The following is a 17,027-nucleotide window of genomic DNA, read 5'->3' as shown; positions in this document are numbered from 1 at the left end:
GCATTGGTATGATTAACAATAAACAAACCAAAAATAGTAACACAGACCAACAAGTTAAGCGTTGGCGTTTGATATTAGGTCAATACGCCGATGACAATCTAAATAATAAGTTAGATTCATATGAGCAGCAAATTGATCAAGCTTTAGATTACCTTTATCAACATGAATATCTTGCTCGTGGTTTGTTAACTGAAGGCAAAAACCGTTCAGGTGGAAAAGATGGATCAGTTTATAATACGGTAAATTGGCTACGACAATCACGAAAACTGTTTCCTAAAAGTACTTTTGAACGAATGCAGAACCAAGCGCTTGAACGTTATAATCTCCAAGGTATTTTAAATGATCCTAATGCAGTGAAAGAATTACAACCCAATTTTAATTCTGTACGGCTTTTAATGAGATTACGAGGTAAACTCAGTAACAGTGTTCAAGATGAGGTAAAAGCGCTTATTAAAAAGGTGGTGGATGAAATTCTGCAAAAAATTCAAACCAGTTTTATTAATACCATGACAGGTAAAAAAAATCGCTTTAGACGGTCATTACTTAAAAACAGCCAAAATTTTGATTGGCGAACAACCATTAAAGCTAATTTAAAACATTTTGACCATGACCAACAACGAATCGTTATTGAGAAAGCCATATTTAACTCTCGCGCTAAACGTCAACTTCCTTGGGATATCATTTTATGTGTTGACCAAAGTGGTTCAATGGATAGCTCTATTATTTACTCGGCTGTGTGTGCCAGTATCATAACTCAATTGCCTGCAGTTAAGTTACATTTATTTGTTTTTGATACTCAAGTGGTGGATTTAAGCCATTTAGTAAGTGATCCAGTTGAAATACTCATGACAGTACAACTCGGTGGTGGTACAAATATTGGCTATGCACTAAATTATGCAGAACAAAGAATAATCAATCCAACTCGTACCATCATGGTTGTGGTAAGTGATTTTTATGAAGGTGTGAATTTAACCAATCTCTATAATACCGTTGCACGCCTTAATGCTAATAGGGTTAAAATGCTCGGTTTAGCGGCCTTAGATTACTCTGCAACCCCTGTTTATGATCTACAAACATCTCAAGAACTCGCTAATCGGGGCATGCAAATTGCTGCTTTAACACCGGAACATTTTGCCAATTGGTTAGCAGAGGTGATGCAATGAGTTGGTCTCAAATCTATTTAAATTATGACCAAGATGCTTTAGCTGTTTATGCTAATGTTGGCGTAGTTCGCCGTGCAATTAAAGATATTCAAGCTAATAAAGTAAAATTAATTGAACATAATCAGTCATATTTACTTTTTGATGTAGATAATCAGAAAGTAAAACTGACACCTCAAGGCATTCAAGCGGCAAATTGTAGTTGTCCTGCCAGTGATCATTGTAAACACATAATTGCTGCTGTTTTTTGGCTGCATGAAAATGCAATTATTGAGAATGTTGAAGTTAAATCGATTAGTGACACACTCAATCAATCATTTGAATCCTCTAGACAACATTGCGATCCGTTAGCTGAACTATTAGCAATTGATAGTAGCCAGTTATTTAAAATAGTGGGCAAAGCCAATATACGACTAGCTTATCAATTATTGTTTGATTGGTTACAAAACGATGTTGTAACTGTGCAAACGCAGGATGTTCAACTTCGTATTCTCGTTCCACAAAGTGCTACACCTATTATCTACACGGCTGGCACTGGTTTTGCTGGTATCATCTCAGAACTGCCGGATAAACAAAAACAAGCCGTACACTTAGCGGTTGTAGCTTATCTATTCCAACAAAATCAAAAAAATTGGTTATGGCCTGAACAGATTATTTCACAACATCAACAAAAGAATAAACAAGATCAACTTACTGATGATGAAAGTAACTTGATAAGACAGATACAAAGTCAAATCAACACTTTAATAACTCATGGGTTATCGCATGTAAGTGCTAGCCAAGCCAATCAATTACAATTGCTTAATATGTCAGCTAGAGCACAAGGTTTAGCAAAGTTGGCAGCTATGCTTAGGCAACTGTGTCAATTAGTTGAAATGCAAGCTAAGCGACATTTTGCTATTGAGGAACGAGATATTATCTTGCTTTTAGCTCGCATAACAGTTCATTTGCAAAAACTATTAAATAGCGAAGGTCAACAACTTACCAATTTAAGAGGAAATCAAAAACGTCAATATCAAGCCGAACAAAAAGTGTTAGATTTATTGCCATTAGGTGCTTATTGGTGGCAAAGTAAAACGGGTGCGCAAGGTGCCACTTTCTACTTTTGGCAACCTCAGTACAAGCAGTATTATCAAACAACGCTAGCCAGATCCAATAAGGCTGATAATAACTTTAATAGATATTCCATATGGCACACTATTTCATTATGGCAATCAATGCCAAATATGTTGATGAAAAGACGTTTCTCTCTTCATAATCTTCTCATTGCCGAAAACAATAATTTATCCAACAATGGGCCGAGTGTGGAGCTAAAATCGACAGGGTGGAATGAGCGGGATTATGAAGATTTTCGAGCATCTAGCGGTTTTCGAAACTGGAAAGAACTGAGTAGTTATTTACAGAATAGTGATACCAGTGATAACTTGTTTGAGCAGGTAATTGCTATTCATATTACCAATTCACACAAACCTGTATTAGATGAAATTAAACAGAGTTTAACTTGGTGTATAAAAGATAATCAAAATAATCAACTGTTCTTACGCCTTTTTTGGGATGGGATTCATACTCAACGCCTTGATATGTTAAATTTTATTCTGAAAACTGCTCATCAACCGTTAACAGTGTTGGTAAAATGTATTAAAAATGACAGTAATTTAGATCTAGAACCTTTTGCTCTGATTTATAAAGAGTCAAAAACCAACCAAATTAATATTAGCAATTTGGATTTTGATTATGAAGAGTTATATTCAAAAGAAAAAGCTTATAAAGCCTTTGACACATCTACAGAGTCAAGTTTAAAGAGACAGATAGCGCAAATTACTTACCAACAAGATCCTATAGCGACATTTATCTTAAAACCGACGATGACATTACTTGAAGCAATTACCAGCTCGGGACGATTGATCTTATCTAGCGCTGATAAACAAAAAATAACCCAATTACAATACCAATGTGACACTCTTGGTTTAAATACTTTAAGCCACACTTTAAACAAACTAACGCAAAACCAACCAATCAAAATTAAGCATATTCTACAAACGGCTTATCTTTGTCATTTCATGAATGAAACCCACTATCAATTGCCAATTGTAATAACAGAGAATGAGGAATAGACAAAAATCAACTAACGCCAACTAATAAAATGATTACAACCAAACAAAATAGCTTAGCAAATAATACTGTTATTGAGTTTTTAATTAATAACATAGAAGGTAATTATCTAAAATCATTCACAAATAATATTATGATGGTATAGACTCCTTAATATTTTCACAAGTTATCTGATTTAATAGTTATAATGGAAAATTACCTTAATATAAGGTTGTTTATTTCATTACAAAAGATAATAACCGTTTAAAACAATCATATTAAGCAGTTTTATTATTCAATTCACAAATAAGAGAAATTATTTCAGGCAATATATCTAAGATTAAGGCTAATTGCTGCATAACCAGCAGATCATTATTGCTTTGGTCATCATTGGTTGATAGTGATTCAATATAATCAGCAACCACTTTTTTCAATGGTTGATATTCAGAATCGATTTTTTGGTCACTTAGCATAGTAATTATATAAACCGATATATCATCAAAAATTTCCAAAGTATGCGGTGAAATACTTTTATCGCGATGCGCTCCCAAAGTGGATAGATAACTGATTAAAGTGTGATTAAGGGTCAATAATCTAAAACCTTGGTCAATCACATCTTGTTTAACATGTGGCTCTTTAGTCATTAAGCTGATTAAGGAGGATAAATCTGCATTACTATCATGAGCTGCGCGTCGTGCGACACGGTATTTGGGATCATTAGTTTTACCTGAGACATATTGACTACCTATTACTGCTAAATAGTGGCTATCTTCGTGACAGACTCTATCAAGTAATTTAGGTAAATTTCTAAACTTCCAATCAGGCCAGATAAAACTTACAGCAAACCAAGCAATAAAACAGCCAATTAAGGTAGCTATAATGCGTGAAATAGCAACAGAGATACTGCTTTCACCGATTAAACTAAAACTGAAAAATACTAATAAGGTAATAAAGGCAGTGGCATAAGCATATTGTGAGTTTTTGAATAGGAAAAATAACCATCCAGTTATAATGATCAATACTAATTGCGCTTCAATACTAGGAAACAAGTAAGTTAAAGGAATACCGGCAATTATTCCTAAAATAGTACCAAAAACACGCAATTTTAAGCGATATTTCGTAGTTGAATAGTTTGGTTGGCAAACAAATAAGCTGGTTAAAATAATCCAATAACCATGTGAAAGGTTAGAAAAATAAATCACCATATATCCAACAAATAACACAATACTCATACGAATGGCGTGTCGAAAGAGTGACGATTTGATGGTTAAGTTTTGCTTAATTTTGGCAAAAATATCATGAAAACGGGTGAGTTCTTCATCAATTAATTGGTTATCATCTTGGATTTTCGATAAATGTTGTTCTGTATCGATATGGGCTAATAATAAATCGATCGCTAGCAGATTTTGATATAAATTTTGTAATGATTTGATGAGTAATAAATTAGCCTTATTTTGTTGTTGATATTCATCTATTGCTTCTTCAAGATAGGCAAAGTAGCGAGCAAATAATGGATCATGTTGGTAAGTTTGATTTAACTTAATTGACAGAGCCAATTTAGCACAGGCTTTAGCTTGTAAATTTAAGATTCTGGCAAAGCGAAATAAAAGATCACTATGTTTAAAATGGTGGCTTAACGCTTTATAATCGCCATGTGATGAACTGGCTCGTTCATGAATATCTTGAGCGACAAAATAGTAACTAAGCATCTTTCTAATATAGCCTTGTCCACGAAAACCTTTTAGTCGATTAAATAATGAACGTTTAGCATCATTGAATACATTAATAACCTCAGTATTACAGGTCGTTAGCTCAAGAGTTTGTCGCTTAAACCCATCTGTTTCATCAGGATCGAACATTGCTGCTTTTGCATCAAGATAAAAACTTAATTTTATAAAACAATTGGCTAAAGTTTGTTGTGTAGTGCGGATAGGTTGCACAATTGATTCAATTAGTGAAACAAGGTTATACCAAAGTGCACCTAACAATAAAAAACAAGGAAGAGTGTAATTATCAGCAAATAAATTATGTCCGAGCATGGTATAAGCTGCAATTAACAAGGAGCCAAAGGCAATAACACCATAACGTTGCCCCAATGAACCGAGCATAATAAATAGAAACGTTGAGGTAACTAAGCCAATAATAAACAATAGTGGATCATGGAATAGAAATTCGACCGAAAATGTCGCAATTGCAAAACAAATTAGTGTTAATAATATATTAATACAACGACTTAATAAGCGTGTATCGATCTCTGTCAATCCTGCTGCAACTACTCCCAATGTGAGTGGGATCACTAAAGGTACTGAATCAAAGTACCATGGTACTAATGTAGATCCAGTCAAACTAACCAGCATACGAATACTAAACAGTAAATTACTGCTATAAAAAACTTTGCGTAAGGATAGGATAAATGAATGCACGTTGTTTAGTGTTTGAATTGAGTTGTCATAATAATAGTAAGGATACTATATTGTTATCTTTAGCGAAAGCAAATAAGTATGACGATAATAATTATTTAAATTAGTAGTTTACTGTTTTAACTATCTATCTTATTTAAAATAGAATTAACTTTATATTATCTATTAATTTAACTGCTGTAATTATAATCACGGCATAAGTAAATCAGATAGTCTGATAATTTTTTTTTATTATAAATTAATTTAAGAAAACGTTATATTATGCCTTCAAAAATTATTGTGGGATGAAAACATGAAAAACTTGTTTAAAGTGGTATCGGGGTTAGCATTGCTAAGTTGTGCTTGTCTAAGTGATGCTAAATTACCAGAATCAATCAAAGTTGGTTCGGATACATCTTATGCTCCATTTGATTTTATAGATAAAAATGGTGAAATTACTGGTTTTAATATTGAAATTACCAAAGCACTTTGTGAAAAAGCTAATATTAAGTGTGAATTTCAATCGACTGATTTCGATGCATTAATTCCTTCTTTATTGTCACGTAAAATAGATATGATTTCATCATCATTAATGATGACTGAAAAACGCAAAAAACAAATTGCTTTTTCAGATGAAATTTTTCTTACCAATTCTCGATTAATTACTAAACAAGGTGCTAATTTATTACCAAATGTTGAGTCATTAAAAGGCAAAAGAGTAGGGGTAGAACAAGGTACTTCACAGGAACACTTTGTTAATGACAAATGGCGACCAAATGGCGTTATCATTGTGCCATATCAAAATCAATTACAGGTATTCTCAGATTTAGTAGCAGGTCGTTTAGATGCTGCATTACAAGATGAAGTAACGGGAAGTTACGCATTTTTAAAACAACCACAAGGAAAAGATTTTGCTTTTGCCGGAGAAATCTTAAGCGATAAAGGCTATTTTGATGTTGGTGTCGGTTTAGGATTCCGTAAAAAAGATGATGAACTGCGTGAAGCTTTCAATAAAGCACTAGTGGAAATTTTAAATGACGGTACTTATCAAAAAATAAATAACAAATATTTTGACTTCAACGTTTATAGTAATAAAAAATAGTTCATGCAAGGTTATCGTTCTCTAATATTACAAGGTGCCTTGATCACTATTGAATTAGCGATTTTTTCGCTAATTCTTGCCATTATTATTGGTGTTATTTGTGCACTCGGTAAATTATCAAAAAGGTCGGCATTACGACTAGCTTGTCAGGCTTATACATCATTGATTCGCGGTGTACCTGATTTGGTTTTAATGATGTTGATCTTTTTTGGCCTTCAATTTTTATTAAATAATATTACCGATTTTTTTGATATAGATATGCTGGAAATTGATCCATTTGTGGCAGGCATTATTACGTTAGGTTTTATTTATGGTGCCTATTTTACTGAGACGTTTCGCGGTGCATTTCAAGCTGTTCCAAAAACATTAATTGACGCTGCAACAGCATTAGGTATGAATAAATGCCACACCTTTATATATGTCAGGTTCCCATTAATGATGCGTTTTGCTTTACCTGGCATTGCTAATAATTGGTTAGTGATTTTAAAAGCAACAGCATTAGTATCATTGTTGGGATTATTTGACCTTGTTAAAGCCACCAAAACAGCTGGTGAAGCAACATATCAACCGCTATTTTTTGCACTTATAGCTGGCGCTTTTTATCTATTTTTCACCTCTATTTCAAATATTATTTTATGGTGGCTTGAAAAGCATTATTCCATCGGTATCACTAAAGCTAAATTATAAACGAGCAATGTTATGTTAGAAATCCTTCAAGATTATTGGAAAGCATTATTATGGTCAGATGGCAATCATATTACTGGATTAGCAATGACATTGTGGATCTTGATTTTATCTGTATCTTTAGGTGGATTATTTGCATTAGTGTTAGCGATTGGCCGTAATTCAAAACATTTTTTTATAAAATGGCCTATTTGGTTATTTACTTATATTTTTCGTGGAACACCATTATATGTACAGTTATTAATTATTTACACGGGTATATATACATTAAGTTTTGTTAATCAACATCAATCTTTAAATGACTTTTTCCAAAGTGGATTAAATTGTACTATTTTAGCCTTTGCTTTAAATACTTGTGCTTATACTACAGAGGTGTTTGCGGGTGCTATTCGCAACGTTCCTAATGGTGAAATTGAAGCTGCTACGGCACTTGGTTTTAACCGTTGTCAATTATATCGATACATTATTTTACCTAGAGCCTTCCGAATTGCATTACCTGCTTATAGTAATGAAGTCATTTTTATGTTGCATTCGACAGCTTTAGCTTTTACGGTGACAGTCCAAGATGTGATGAAAATTGCACGTGATATCTATGCCGAAACTTATCAACCGTTCCATGCTTTTGGTATTGCAGCGGTGATCTATTTATTTATAAGTTTTGTTTTGATTTTTGGTTTTAGACAACTTGAAAAACATTACTTGCTTTATATGAATGTTAGTAATTCAAAGATTTGTTAAAATAGTAACAGGCAATATTCAATATTGCCTGAAGATATATGAATAAAATTAATTAATTAAATTATCAGCAGGAATTCCATTATCATTGCTGTCATGATCTTTTGAACCAGGTAATGCACGAGTACGATCAATAGGTAAATAACTACCATTTGTTGTTTCGATTTGACATTCACTCCAAAAGATTGAGTATTTTGTATTTGCATGCATACTTTCGCCACGGAAATAACAACGGGCTGCATTATATAAATCGCCTCGACAAAGTATAGCGATTAATAGCCAAACGCCAACAACGCTCCATGCGACCCATTTCAAATTACGCCATAAGAAAGACCAAAACCCTTTTTTACTGAAATGGCAATAAGCAAAAATTAATAGTATAACGCCAACAAATCCCAAAAATTCATACAACCAAAATAGCCACATATGGTTAACTCCTAAGCAACAGTACTTAGTATTCTATACTATCTTTAAATTTACATCCATGAACCATTGCGAATAATACCAACAGCAATTCCTTCAATAGCAAAACTTTGTTGTTCTAAGTCGACATCAATGGGAGCAAACTCCGCATTTTCAGCTAATAATTTAACGTGACGACCTTTTTGCGATAATCTTTTAACAGTTACTTCATCATCGATTCGCGCAACAACAACTTGGCCATTTTTAACATTTTGCGTTTTGTGAACTGCTAATAAATCACCATCTAATATACCAATATCTTTCATCGACATACCCTCAACTCTTAATAAAAAATCGGCTTGAGGTTTAAATAAACTTGGCGATACTTGATAATGACTTTCGATATGTTCTTGCGCTAAAATTGGCGATCCGGCAGCGACCTTACCAATTAGCGGTAAACCTTCAAGTTCATTAGGATCATCAGGTTGTTCTAATAATAAACGAATTCCACGTGATGAACCGGCAATCATTTCAATAGCCCCTTTTTTAGCTAAAGCTTTAAGATGTTCTTCAGCTGCGTTAGCTGAACGAAATCCTAATTTTTGGGCAATTTCTGCTCGCGTTGGTGGCATTCCAGTGGTTTGAATGTTTTCTTTAATCAAATCATAAATTTGTTGTTGTCGTTCGGTTAATGGTCTCATGGCAAATTCCTGTTTTTATATACAGATATATGTGATTATATACAGCTAAAAAAACAAAACAACTGTTTTATCTATTTTTTTTAGAATAATGGATAAAAATGGTAACTAAAGTTAGATTTTCTATCTAAATCACATAATAGTATGGAAAATTTTCATAAAACTATTTAAAAAAAAATTTTATGCTACAGATAATCTACTTTGTTAACAAAGTAATGCTTAGCGTAAATTTAATGGACAATTTAGCAATTTATTGCCATGTATTCTGTTTAATAGTTGTATGATATAATTATTATTAAAATGATTATTTATTGGAAGTAGTGTATGTCTTATATTGTTGCACTTAGTGGTGGTATTGCCAGTGGTAAAAGTACCATTGCCAATCTATTTGCGCAATTAGGTACACCAATTATTGACGCTGATGTAATTGCTCGTAAAGTTGTTGCTACAGGTTCCTTTGCTCTAACACAGATTGTAAAGCATTTTAGTCAAGAGATCTTGTTAGAAAATGGAGAGTTAGATCGAAGTCAATTAAGAGAAATTATTTTCAACAATGATCATGAACGGTTATGGTTGAACAATTTACTGCATCCGATTATTGCACAAGAAACCCAAAAGCAGATTGCAAAACAAACAGCTCCTTATATTATTTGGGTCGTACCATTGTTAATTGAAAATAATCTACATCAATTAGCTGATCAGGTGTTAATAATTGATACTCCAGAGACGTTACAACTAGAGCGATTAATCGATCGTGATAAAATAAGTGAGTCATTAGCCAAGAGAATGATTGATTCACAAGTTTCATTAAGTGATCGTTTAGCATTTGCGGATGATATTATTGTTAATGACGGTAATTTGGTGTCATTAAAAATGCAAGTAGATGATTTACATGAAAAATATTTGCATAACTCTAAAATTAAGAATAGCTATGAATAATATTGTTTTTGAACATCCATTAAATGAAAAAATGCGTACCTGGTTACGACTTGAATTTTTACTTAATCAATTAAAAACGCATCATCATTTCGAGCAAAATAATGCTTTATTGTTTTTTCATGCTTTATCTGAATTACTCGAAATTATTGAACGAAATGATGTTAAAGGAGATTTGATTAAAGAGATTGAATCGCAAAAGCAAAAATTACTTTCTTGGATTGATATTGATGGTGTTGATAAAGAATTACTTGGTGACATGATTAACAAATATGAATTGTTTTTAACTAAATTTAATTCAAGTTTACGTTTAGGACAGCCCCTAAAAGATGATCGATTTATCATGGCAATTCGTCAGCGTTTGATGATTCCAGGTGGATGTTGTAGTTTTGATTTACCATCTTTCCATTTGTGGTTAAATCAACCGCAAGAAAAACGTAATATGCAAGTTGATAACTGGTTGCAGAATATTACAATACTTGATGAAACGTTAAAAGCATGTTTACAGTTTATTAGGCAACTAGGTGAATTTAAAACTTTTATCTGTACTAATAATTTTTTTCAAGAAACTAATGGTGATGTGAATTTGATTCGAATTCGTGTTGCTTTCGATAAAAATGTTTACCCACAAGTTTCTGGTCATATGTCTCGTTATAGTATTCGTTTTTTACCCCTTTATGCTGGCGATAATAGTAATATTGATGCAATTGAATTTGAACTTGCTTGTTGTTAGCCCAATTAATTTAAGAGTGTTTAGATGAATAAAAATACTGTTACTATCGTAAAGTGTCCAACCTGTCAAAAAAATGTTGAATGGTCTGAAAAGAGTTTATATCGACCATTTTGTAGTAAACGCTGTCAATTAATTGATTTAGGTGATTGGGCTGCCGAAGAGCATCGCATTGCGGATAAGGAACTGAGTGAACAAGATCTTTGGAGTGAAGATGATCTTGCCGATTTAGTGAGTAAACATTAATGAAGATTTTAGGTATTGAAACATCGTGCGATGAAACTGGCATTGCTATTTATGATGATAAGCATGGACTTATTGCCAATCAGCTCTATTCGCAAATTAAATTACACGCTGATTATGGTGGGGTTGTACCAGAACTGGCTTCTCGAGATCATATTCGTAAAACTGTACCATTGATACAAGCTGCACTAAAAGAGGCTAATTTACGTGCCAGTGATATTGATGGTGTGGCGTATACTGCAGGTCCTGGTTTGATTGGCGCTTTAATGGTTGGTGCATCTATTGGACGTTCACTAGCTTATGCATGGGGCGTACCAGCTATTGCTGTGCATCACATGGAAGGTCACTTATTAGCTCCTATGCTAGAAGATAATCCTCCCGAGTTTCCATTTGTAGCTTTGTTAGTGTCAGGCGGACATACTCAGTTAATTAAAGTAACGGGTGTTGGCCAATATCAATTACTGGGTGAATCAATTGATGATGCTGCTGGGGAAGCATTTGATAAAACAGCTAAATTGTTAGGTCTTGATTATCCCGGTGGAGCCAAATTATCGAAATTAGCTGAACTTGGTGATGCAACACGGTTCCGTTTTTCTAGACCGATGACAGATAGACCCGGCTTAGATTTTAGCTTTTCAGGGCTTAAAACAGCTGCAGCAAATACCATTCATCAACAGAGTTGTGGTCAGGATCTTGATGATCAAACCAGAGCCGATATAGCTAAGGCATTTGAAGATGCTTTAGTTGATACTTTATTAATAAAGTCACGTCGAGCTTTAGATCAAACAGGCTTTAATCGATTGGTTATTGCTGGTGGAGTGAGTGCTAATAAAACTTTACGTCGCCAACTCGCTGAGCTTATGGCTCAACGTAAAGGACAAGTTTATTATCCACGTTTAGAATTTTGTACTGATAATGGTGCGATGATAGCTTATGCTGGTATGATTCATCTTAAAGCATCCCAATTTGTCGATCTAGCTATTGAGGTTAAACCTAGATGGCCACTAAGTGAACTTAATAGCAAATAAATTTTTCAAATTATATTAAAGAAGGTTTTATTTAAATGAAAACATTCATTCCTGGTAAAGATGCAGCACTTGAAGATTCGATTAACTACTTTCAACAACAACTGGATAAATACGATTTATCTGTTAAAGAGGCATCGTGGCTTAATCCTGTTCCTAACGTATGGTCAGTACATATACAAAATATTAAATGCCCACTCTGTTTTGCGAATGGTAAAGGTGCCAGCAAAAAAGCTGCATTAGCATCGGCACTTGGTGAGTATTTTGAAAGACTTTCAACTAACTACTTTTTTTCTGATTTTTATTTAGGAGAAAAAGTCGCCAATGGTGAATTTGTTCATTATCCATCTGAAAGATGGTTTGCGATACCGAAAGATAACAGCTTGCCAAAAGGATTGTTATCGCCAAAGTTAATGAAGTTTTATGATCCTGATAACGAATTAACCGCGACCGACTTAATCGATCTACAATCAAGTAATGGTGAACGTGGAATTTGTGCATTACCATTTGTGCAACAATCCGATGGTAAAACTATTTATGTGCCAGTTAACTTAATTGCTAATTTATATGCTTCCAACGGAATGTCAGCAGGGAATACACCAAACGAAGCGCGTGTGCAAGCTTTGTCAGAGATATTCGAGCGTTACACAAAAAATAAGATTATAGCCGAAGCAATCAGTTTGCCAACTATTCCTCCCGAGGTGCTTAATCGCTACCCATCTGTGTTAGCAGCAATTGATGCGCTTGAACAAGAAGGTTTTCCGATTTACTGTTTTGATGCGTCATTGGGCGGTCAATTTCCTGTTATTTGTGTAGTATTATTTAATCCACAAAATGGAACTAGTTATGCTTCGTTCGGAGCGCATCCCAACTTTGGTGTGGCGCTCGAACGAACTGTTACTGAACTATTACAAGGCCGAAGCCTGAAAGATTTGGATGTGTTTTCACCACCAAGTTTTGATAATGCTGATGTAGCGGATTTAAGTAACTTAGAAACCCATTTTATTGATTCAAGTGGCTTAATTTCGTGGGATATGTTTAATGAAAAATCGGATTATGAATTTGTGGATTGGGATTTTTCGGGTACGACTGAACATGAATTTGCCAATTTAATGGCCATTTTTAAACGTCATCAAATCGAAGTTCTTATCATGGATTATCAGCATCTTGGAGTTTATGCTTGCCGTATTTTAGCGGTTGGAATGTCAGAAATCTATCCGCCTGAAGATCTATTGATCGCCAACAACAATATGGCTATTCATCTACGCGAGCTGATCTTATCGCTTCCTAATCAAAAACGATCGGCAAAACAATTACTTGCGATTATTGAACAATTTGACGATGAAGGTTTGGATGATTTTGCTAGAGTACGTGAATTACTGGGTATTGCAACGGGTAAAGATAATGCATGGTCAACTTTAAGAATTGGTGAGTTAAAAGCCATGTTAGCGTTAGGTGCAGGTGATTTACCACAAGCAAGACTATGGATTGATTGGACGATTGAAATGAATGAATCTATCTTCACGCCTGAACGCAATCGCGCTTATCGTTGTTTACAAACTTTAGTTAATTTTATTATTGAACGGGGTGATAATAAATTTAATGATTATCAAATTGCATTTAATAAAATGTATGGAAAAGCTTGTGTTGATGAAATGTGGTTATATGCTACTACCAAAAAACAATTTTTTGGGTTATCTGATTTAATAAACATAGAACATAATGACAGAAATCCAATGGATCAATTTGTAATGCATAGTAAACTTTTATCAGTCTATCAAAAATTACAACAAACTATGTAAAATAATTGCTTTTTATTACGATCAATCATTATTTAAAGTGTTAATATTCATCATCAGTAATGAAATAAAATCATTATTGTTGATGTTTTAATTCTGATTTGGATTTGATATTTAGTAATAAAAGGGCTATATTTGAAGCATATGATGCAGAATTTAAATTCTTTGTTACCAAAATTAAGTAATTTACTTGTTATAAAATAATTCTTTAATCGGATTATTCTATATTTAGTGAGCCAAATAATAGATCTTTTTAGCATAATAAAGGCTTTGAAGGCATTATTTCTTAAATTAAAGCAATATGCGAAATTCCTTTATTGTTATTCATTTTCTCTCTAATAGTTTTATCGCTAGCATAATTAATTAAACCTAACCGAACAAAATTAAATCAAAAATAGCTGCTCCTTTTCAATTTTTAGTTTTTTTAAGTTAATTTATTTATCGAGGCTAAAAGATGACAATTCTTACTGTTGGTTTTACTTGTTTAGATCTAGTTTGTTTTACTTCATCTGACTTTGAGCAAAGTGGTACCATCCCGTCCGACAAAATTGTCCGTTGTGGGGGTGGTTCTTGTGCTAATACAGCCTATTTGCTTGCACTATGGGGTGAAAGTATTTATCACATTAGTCATTTAAACGACGATACATATGCTAATCAAATTGTGTGTGAACTTACAGATGCAGGTGTGAATACTGAGCAATTTATTTTTTCTGAAAAAATGATTACGCCCTTAGAAGCTATCACCATTGATGAACAGACAGGAGCGCAGACAGTTATATCTCATAAGTTAACAAAACCGCCAAAGTTGACTGAAACTGAAAAGAATAAACTAAATTGTTTTATACAAACCGTTAGTGGCTATAAACACGATATTGTTGTTTTAATGGATGAGTACGAAGCTGAATTAAGTGAGTACATCATCAACCATTTACCTAAAACTAAGGTGATAATGAGTATGGATAGTTTGTCTGATTCTAGCCTATACCTAGCTCAACATGTAGATTATCTAATTGTTACCGAACGATTCGCATGTGCTTTTTTAAAATTAAAAAAGTTTGCTAACAGCGAAGAAATTAAAAGGGCAATAAAAAAATTACGCAATTTAACTAAAGGTATCATTATTATCCGTTTAAGAGAAAAAGGATGTGCATATCTTGATCATAAGCAGTTAATCATTATTCCAAATTTTAAAAATCAATCGTTTGATAAGACGACCGAAAGTGATATTTTTCAAGGCGCTTTTGCTTATGGGATTAGTTATGGTTGGCCATTACAAAAGACTTTATTGTTTGCCAACTTATCTGTTGCAGCTAAGAATAAGCAAAAAAGAGGGCGAAGCGCAATGCCAAACTTGGTTGATATTAGTCGAGCAGGTAAAATTTTTAATAAGGATTTTTATCAATATTTTTAATCAATAAACTAGAATCTAATAGCTTAGATTATTTTTTAGTAATTTGAATTGTTGAAAACCACATTCCTTAATTTGGTTTGAACTAAAAAGAGATTGACTCACTTTTTGGGATATTAAACTTATTCAAGTTTGTTTGGATATTTTAATTTTTTGTCGTGAAATAACGTGCTAACGAAAGGGTTCGCAATAACCCTTTTTGTAAATTAGACATTTATCACTAATTTGAATTACCCTTGTCTAGCAAATTCACCTGCTTGCTTGATTAATTCATCACTAGGTATTACTCCAGTGTATAAAATAAATTGTTCAACCGCTTGTAATATAGCAACATCAGCCCCAGAAATAATGGTTTTATTTAACTTTTTGGCATATTTTATCAGTGGTGTCTCAACCGGTAGGGCGACTACATCAAATATAATATCCGCTTGATTAATCATTGCTTCACTAAACGATAGCTGGTCAGCCTCAATACCCCCTTGCATACCAATTGGGGTAACATTGATAATTAATTTTGCTTGTTCAGGAGTAATGGTTGATTCATCCTTGAGCCATTTGTAATGATAACGCTCAGCTAAAGCTTGGCCTTTCTGCTGATTTCGCGCACAGACAATTCCATGCTTAAAACCAGCATCATAAAAAGCACCAATTACAGCATTTGCCATCCCACCGCTACCTTTTAAAACAAATGGTGTATTGTTACTAATATGATTGGCTTTAATCAGCTTCTCAACAGCAATATAATCAGTGTTATAGGCTTTCAGATAGTGGTCGGTATTAACAATGGTATTGACCGCTTGAATAGATTGTACTGATACATCCAATTCGTCAATAAATTCAATACAAGCTTGTTTATAAGGCATTGAAATTGCACAACCACGAATCGATAGTGCTTTGATGCCATAAATTGCATCTTTTAAATTATTGGTGGTGAATGCTTTATAGACATAATTTAAGTCTAATTTTTCATATAAATAATTATGAAAGCGAGTACCAAAATTACTTGGTCTTGCTGAAAGTGACATACAAAGGGTTGTATCTTTATTGATAATTCTTGCCATTAGTCAAAATCCTTGTGATCATATTAAATACATTCGTATTCTAACATTTTTTTAATCGACGTATATTTGATTATGGTTGCAAACAATACTGGACCCAAAATAACTCAAGAGAAAGCCACTGTAAAGGTGATGATAAACCTTTATTGTCACCAAAATCACCATGCCACGAAAAATCAGTTATGTGATGAATGTAATGATTTATTACAATATGCCATGCAGCGTTTAACCATGTGCCGATTTGGAGAAAAAAAAACTACCTGCGAACTTTGTCCAAAACATTGCTATCGCAAAGATTACAAACAAAGAATCAAAGAAGTCATGCGCTATTCAGGTCCAAGGATGATGATCTACCATCCAATAATGGCAGTTAAACATCTTAATAAAAATTTTAAAACTATTTTGAAGAGATTTAGACAAGAGCCTTTTGCAAAAGATAAAAAAAGTTGAAGAAAGGAGTTTTTGAGTCTCTCAATCTATCCATTTTTTAATTTTCTATAGTGTTATATTTGATTTTTCCTATTGATTTGATAATTTTCGGTTATTTTAGATTTTTT

General features: G+C 33.4%; 16 protein-coding genes. 12 read left to right on the top strand and 4 right to left on the bottom strand.

Going from position 1 to position 17,027, the window contains the following annotated elements; all coding sequences use genetic code 11:
- Positions 1 to 8 precede the first annotated feature (8 nt).
- Positions 9 to 1,163: a VWA domain-containing protein gene (locus B6C99_RS03465; protein ID WP_086358549.1), complete on the top strand. Its 1,155-nt coding sequence runs from the start codon at positions 9 to 11 to the stop codon at positions 1,161 to 1,163.
- Positions 1,160 to 3,274: an SWIM zinc finger family protein gene (locus B6C99_RS03460; RefSeq protein WP_086358548.1), complete on the top strand. Its 2,115-nt coding sequence runs from the start codon at positions 1,160 to 1,162 to the stop codon at positions 3,272 to 3,274. Before B6C99_RS03465 ends, B6C99_RS03460 begins: the two co-directional genes overlap by 4 nt.
- 255 nt (positions 3,275 to 3,529) lie before the next feature.
- On the opposite strand, the gene yccS is transcribed toward B6C99_RS03460, so the two are convergent.
- The gene (gene yccS / locus B6C99_RS03455) at positions 3,530 to 5,674 is read right to left on the bottom strand and encodes a YccS family putative transporter (RefSeq protein WP_086358547.1); all 2,145 of its coding nucleotides are present in this window, start codon (positions 5,672 to 5,674) and stop codon (positions 3,530 to 3,532) included.
- A 289-nt stretch (positions 5,675 to 5,963) separates the two neighbouring features.
- On the opposite strand from yccS, the gene B6C99_RS03450 reads away from it, so the two are divergent.
- From B6C99_RS03450 to hisM, 3 genes are read left to right on the top strand one after another with little or no spacing between them, the layout of a single operon-like run.
- Positions 5,964 to 6,752 carry a lysine/arginine/ornithine ABC transporter substrate-binding protein gene (locus tag B6C99_RS03450; RefSeq protein WP_086358546.1) on the top strand — a complete coding sequence of 263 codons (789 nt, stop codon included), beginning with the start codon at positions 5,964 to 5,966 and terminating at the stop codon, positions 6,750 to 6,752.
- Between the two features lie 3 nt (positions 6,753 to 6,755).
- Positions 6,756 to 7,439 (top strand): ABC transporter permease, encoded by a 684-nt coding sequence (locus tag B6C99_RS03445; protein WP_086358545.1) that lies wholly within the window; start codon positions 6,756 to 6,758, stop codon positions 7,437 to 7,439.
- 12 nt (positions 7,440 to 7,451) lie between these two features.
- Entirely contained in the window at positions 7,452 to 8,174 is a 723-nt protein-coding gene (gene hisM / locus B6C99_RS03440; protein WP_086358544.1) for a histidine ABC transporter permease HisM, read from the top strand.
- Positions 8,175 to 8,222: 48 nt separating this feature from the next.
- On the opposite strand, the gene B6C99_RS03435 is transcribed toward hisM, so the two are convergent.
- The gene (locus B6C99_RS03435; RefSeq protein WP_086358543.1) at positions 8,223 to 8,597 is read right to left on the bottom strand and encodes a hypothetical protein; all 375 of its coding nucleotides are present in this window, start codon (positions 8,595 to 8,597) and stop codon (positions 8,223 to 8,225) included.
- A gap of 50 nt (positions 8,598 to 8,647) precedes the next feature.
- Positions 8,648 to 9,274: a transcriptional repressor LexA gene (gene lexA / locus B6C99_RS03430; RefSeq protein WP_086358542.1), complete on the bottom strand. Its 627-nt coding sequence runs from the start codon at positions 9,272 to 9,274 to the stop codon at positions 8,648 to 8,650.
- 321 nt (positions 9,275 to 9,595) lie between these two features.
- Between lexA and coaE the strand changes: the two genes are divergently transcribed.
- The 6 genes from coaE (at position 9,596) to B6C99_RS03400 (ending at position 15,415) form a co-directional block, all read left to right on the top strand.
- Complete coding sequence (gene coaE, locus B6C99_RS03425; protein ID WP_086358541.1) at positions 9,596 to 10,210, top strand: dephospho-CoA kinase; 615 nt, start codon at positions 9,596 to 9,598, stop codon at positions 10,208 to 10,210.
- Positions 10,203 to 10,940 carry a cell division protein ZapD gene (zapD, locus tag B6C99_RS03420; protein ID WP_158092432.1) on the top strand — a complete coding sequence of 246 codons (738 nt, stop codon included), beginning with the start codon at positions 10,203 to 10,205 and terminating at the stop codon, positions 10,938 to 10,940. Before coaE ends, zapD begins: the two co-directional genes overlap by 8 nt.
- Positions 10,941 to 10,964: 24 nt before the next feature.
- A complete protein-coding gene (yacG, locus tag B6C99_RS03415; protein ID WP_086358539.1) occupies positions 10,965 to 11,183 on the top strand; it encodes a DNA gyrase inhibitor YacG in 219 nt (72 codons plus the stop codon).
- Complete coding sequence (gene tsaD / locus B6C99_RS03410; protein ID WP_086358538.1) at positions 11,183 to 12,208, top strand: tRNA (adenosine(37)-N6)-threonylcarbamoyltransferase complex transferase subunit TsaD; 1,026 nt, start codon at positions 11,183 to 11,185, stop codon at positions 12,206 to 12,208. Before yacG ends, tsaD begins: the two co-directional genes overlap by 1 nt.
- Before the next feature lie 35 nt (positions 12,209 to 12,243).
- Positions 12,244 to 14,007 carry a 30S ribosomal protein S12 methylthiotransferase accessory factor YcaO gene (ycaO, locus tag B6C99_RS03405; RefSeq protein WP_086358537.1) on the top strand — a complete coding sequence of 588 codons (1,764 nt, stop codon included), beginning with the start codon at positions 12,244 to 12,246 and terminating at the stop codon, positions 14,005 to 14,007.
- A gap of 451 nt (positions 14,008 to 14,458) precedes the next feature.
- A complete protein-coding gene (locus tag B6C99_RS03400) occupies positions 14,459 to 15,415 on the top strand; it encodes a carbohydrate kinase family protein (protein WP_086358536.1) in 957 nt (318 codons plus the stop codon).
- 227 nt (positions 15,416 to 15,642) lie between these two features.
- Here B6C99_RS03400 and B6C99_RS03395 read toward each other — a convergent pair whose 3' ends face one another.
- The gene (locus B6C99_RS03395) at positions 15,643 to 16,473 is read right to left on the bottom strand and encodes a shikimate 5-dehydrogenase (protein ID WP_086358535.1); all 831 of its coding nucleotides are present in this window, start codon (positions 16,471 to 16,473) and stop codon (positions 15,643 to 15,645) included.
- Between the two features lie 72 nt (positions 16,474 to 16,545).
- On the opposite strand from B6C99_RS03395, the gene B6C99_RS03390 reads away from it, so the two are divergent.
- Positions 16,546 to 16,920: a nitrous oxide-stimulated promoter family protein gene (locus tag B6C99_RS03390; RefSeq protein ID WP_086358534.1), complete on the top strand. Its 375-nt coding sequence runs from the start codon at positions 16,546 to 16,548 to the stop codon at positions 16,918 to 16,920.
- Positions 16,921 to 17,027 lie beyond the last annotated feature (107 nt).

This window comes from Gilliamella sp. N-G2 (assembly GCF_002142215.1).
Classification (GTDB): domain Bacteria; phylum Pseudomonadota; class Gammaproteobacteria; order Enterobacterales; family Orbaceae; genus Gilliamella.
Note: the sequence above shows the minus strand (reverse complement) of the source record. Positions and strands in the feature narration are given on the sequence as shown.

Bases quoted from the DNA above. Each gene is read 5' to 3' on its own strand.
- yacG (WP_086358539.1), top strand. From the start codon at position 10,965: ATGAATAAAAATACTGTTACTATCGTAAAGTGTCCAACCTGTCAAAAA.
- tsaD (WP_086358538.1), top strand. From the start codon at position 11,183: ATGAAGATTTTAGGTATTGAAACATCGTGCGATGAAACTGGCATTGCT.
- lexA (WP_086358542.1), bottom strand. From the start codon at position 9,274: ATGAGACCATTAACCGAACGACAACAACAAATTTATGATTTGATTAAA.
- B6C99_RS03395 (WP_086358535.1), bottom strand. From the start codon at position 16,473: ATGGCAAGAATTATCAATAAAGATACAACCCTTTGTATGTCACTTTCA.
- coaE (WP_086358541.1), top strand. From the start codon at position 9,596: ATGTCTTATATTGTTGCACTTAGTGGTGGTATTGCCAGTGGTAAAAGT.
- B6C99_RS03445 (WP_086358545.1), top strand. From the start codon at position 6,756: ATGCAAGGTTATCGTTCTCTAATATTACAAGGTGCCTTGATCACTATT.
- B6C99_RS03465 (WP_086358549.1), top strand. From the start codon at position 9: ATGATTAACAATAAACAAACCAAAAATAGTAACACAGACCAACAAGTT.
- hisM (WP_086358544.1), top strand. From the start codon at position 7,452: ATGTTAGAAATCCTTCAAGATTATTGGAAAGCATTATTATGGTCAGAT.
- B6C99_RS03390 (WP_086358534.1), top strand. From the start codon at position 16,546: ATGGTTGCAAACAATACTGGACCCAAAATAACTCAAGAGAAAGCCACT.
- B6C99_RS03400 (WP_086358536.1), top strand. From the start codon at position 14,459: ATGACAATTCTTACTGTTGGTTTTACTTGTTTAGATCTAGTTTGTTTT.
- B6C99_RS03435 (WP_086358543.1), bottom strand. From the start codon at position 8,597: ATGTGGCTATTTTGGTTGTATGAATTTTTGGGATTTGTTGGCGTTATA.
- B6C99_RS03450 (WP_086358546.1), top strand. From the start codon at position 5,964: ATGAAAAACTTGTTTAAAGTGGTATCGGGGTTAGCATTGCTAAGTTGT.
- B6C99_RS03460 (WP_086358548.1), top strand. From the start codon at position 1,160: ATGAGTTGGTCTCAAATCTATTTAAATTATGACCAAGATGCTTTAGCT.
- ycaO (WP_086358537.1), top strand. From the start codon at position 12,244: ATGAAAACATTCATTCCTGGTAAAGATGCAGCACTTGAAGATTCGATT.
- zapD (WP_158092432.1), top strand. From the start codon at position 10,203: ATGAATAATATTGTTTTTGAACATCCATTAAATGAAAAAATGCGTACC.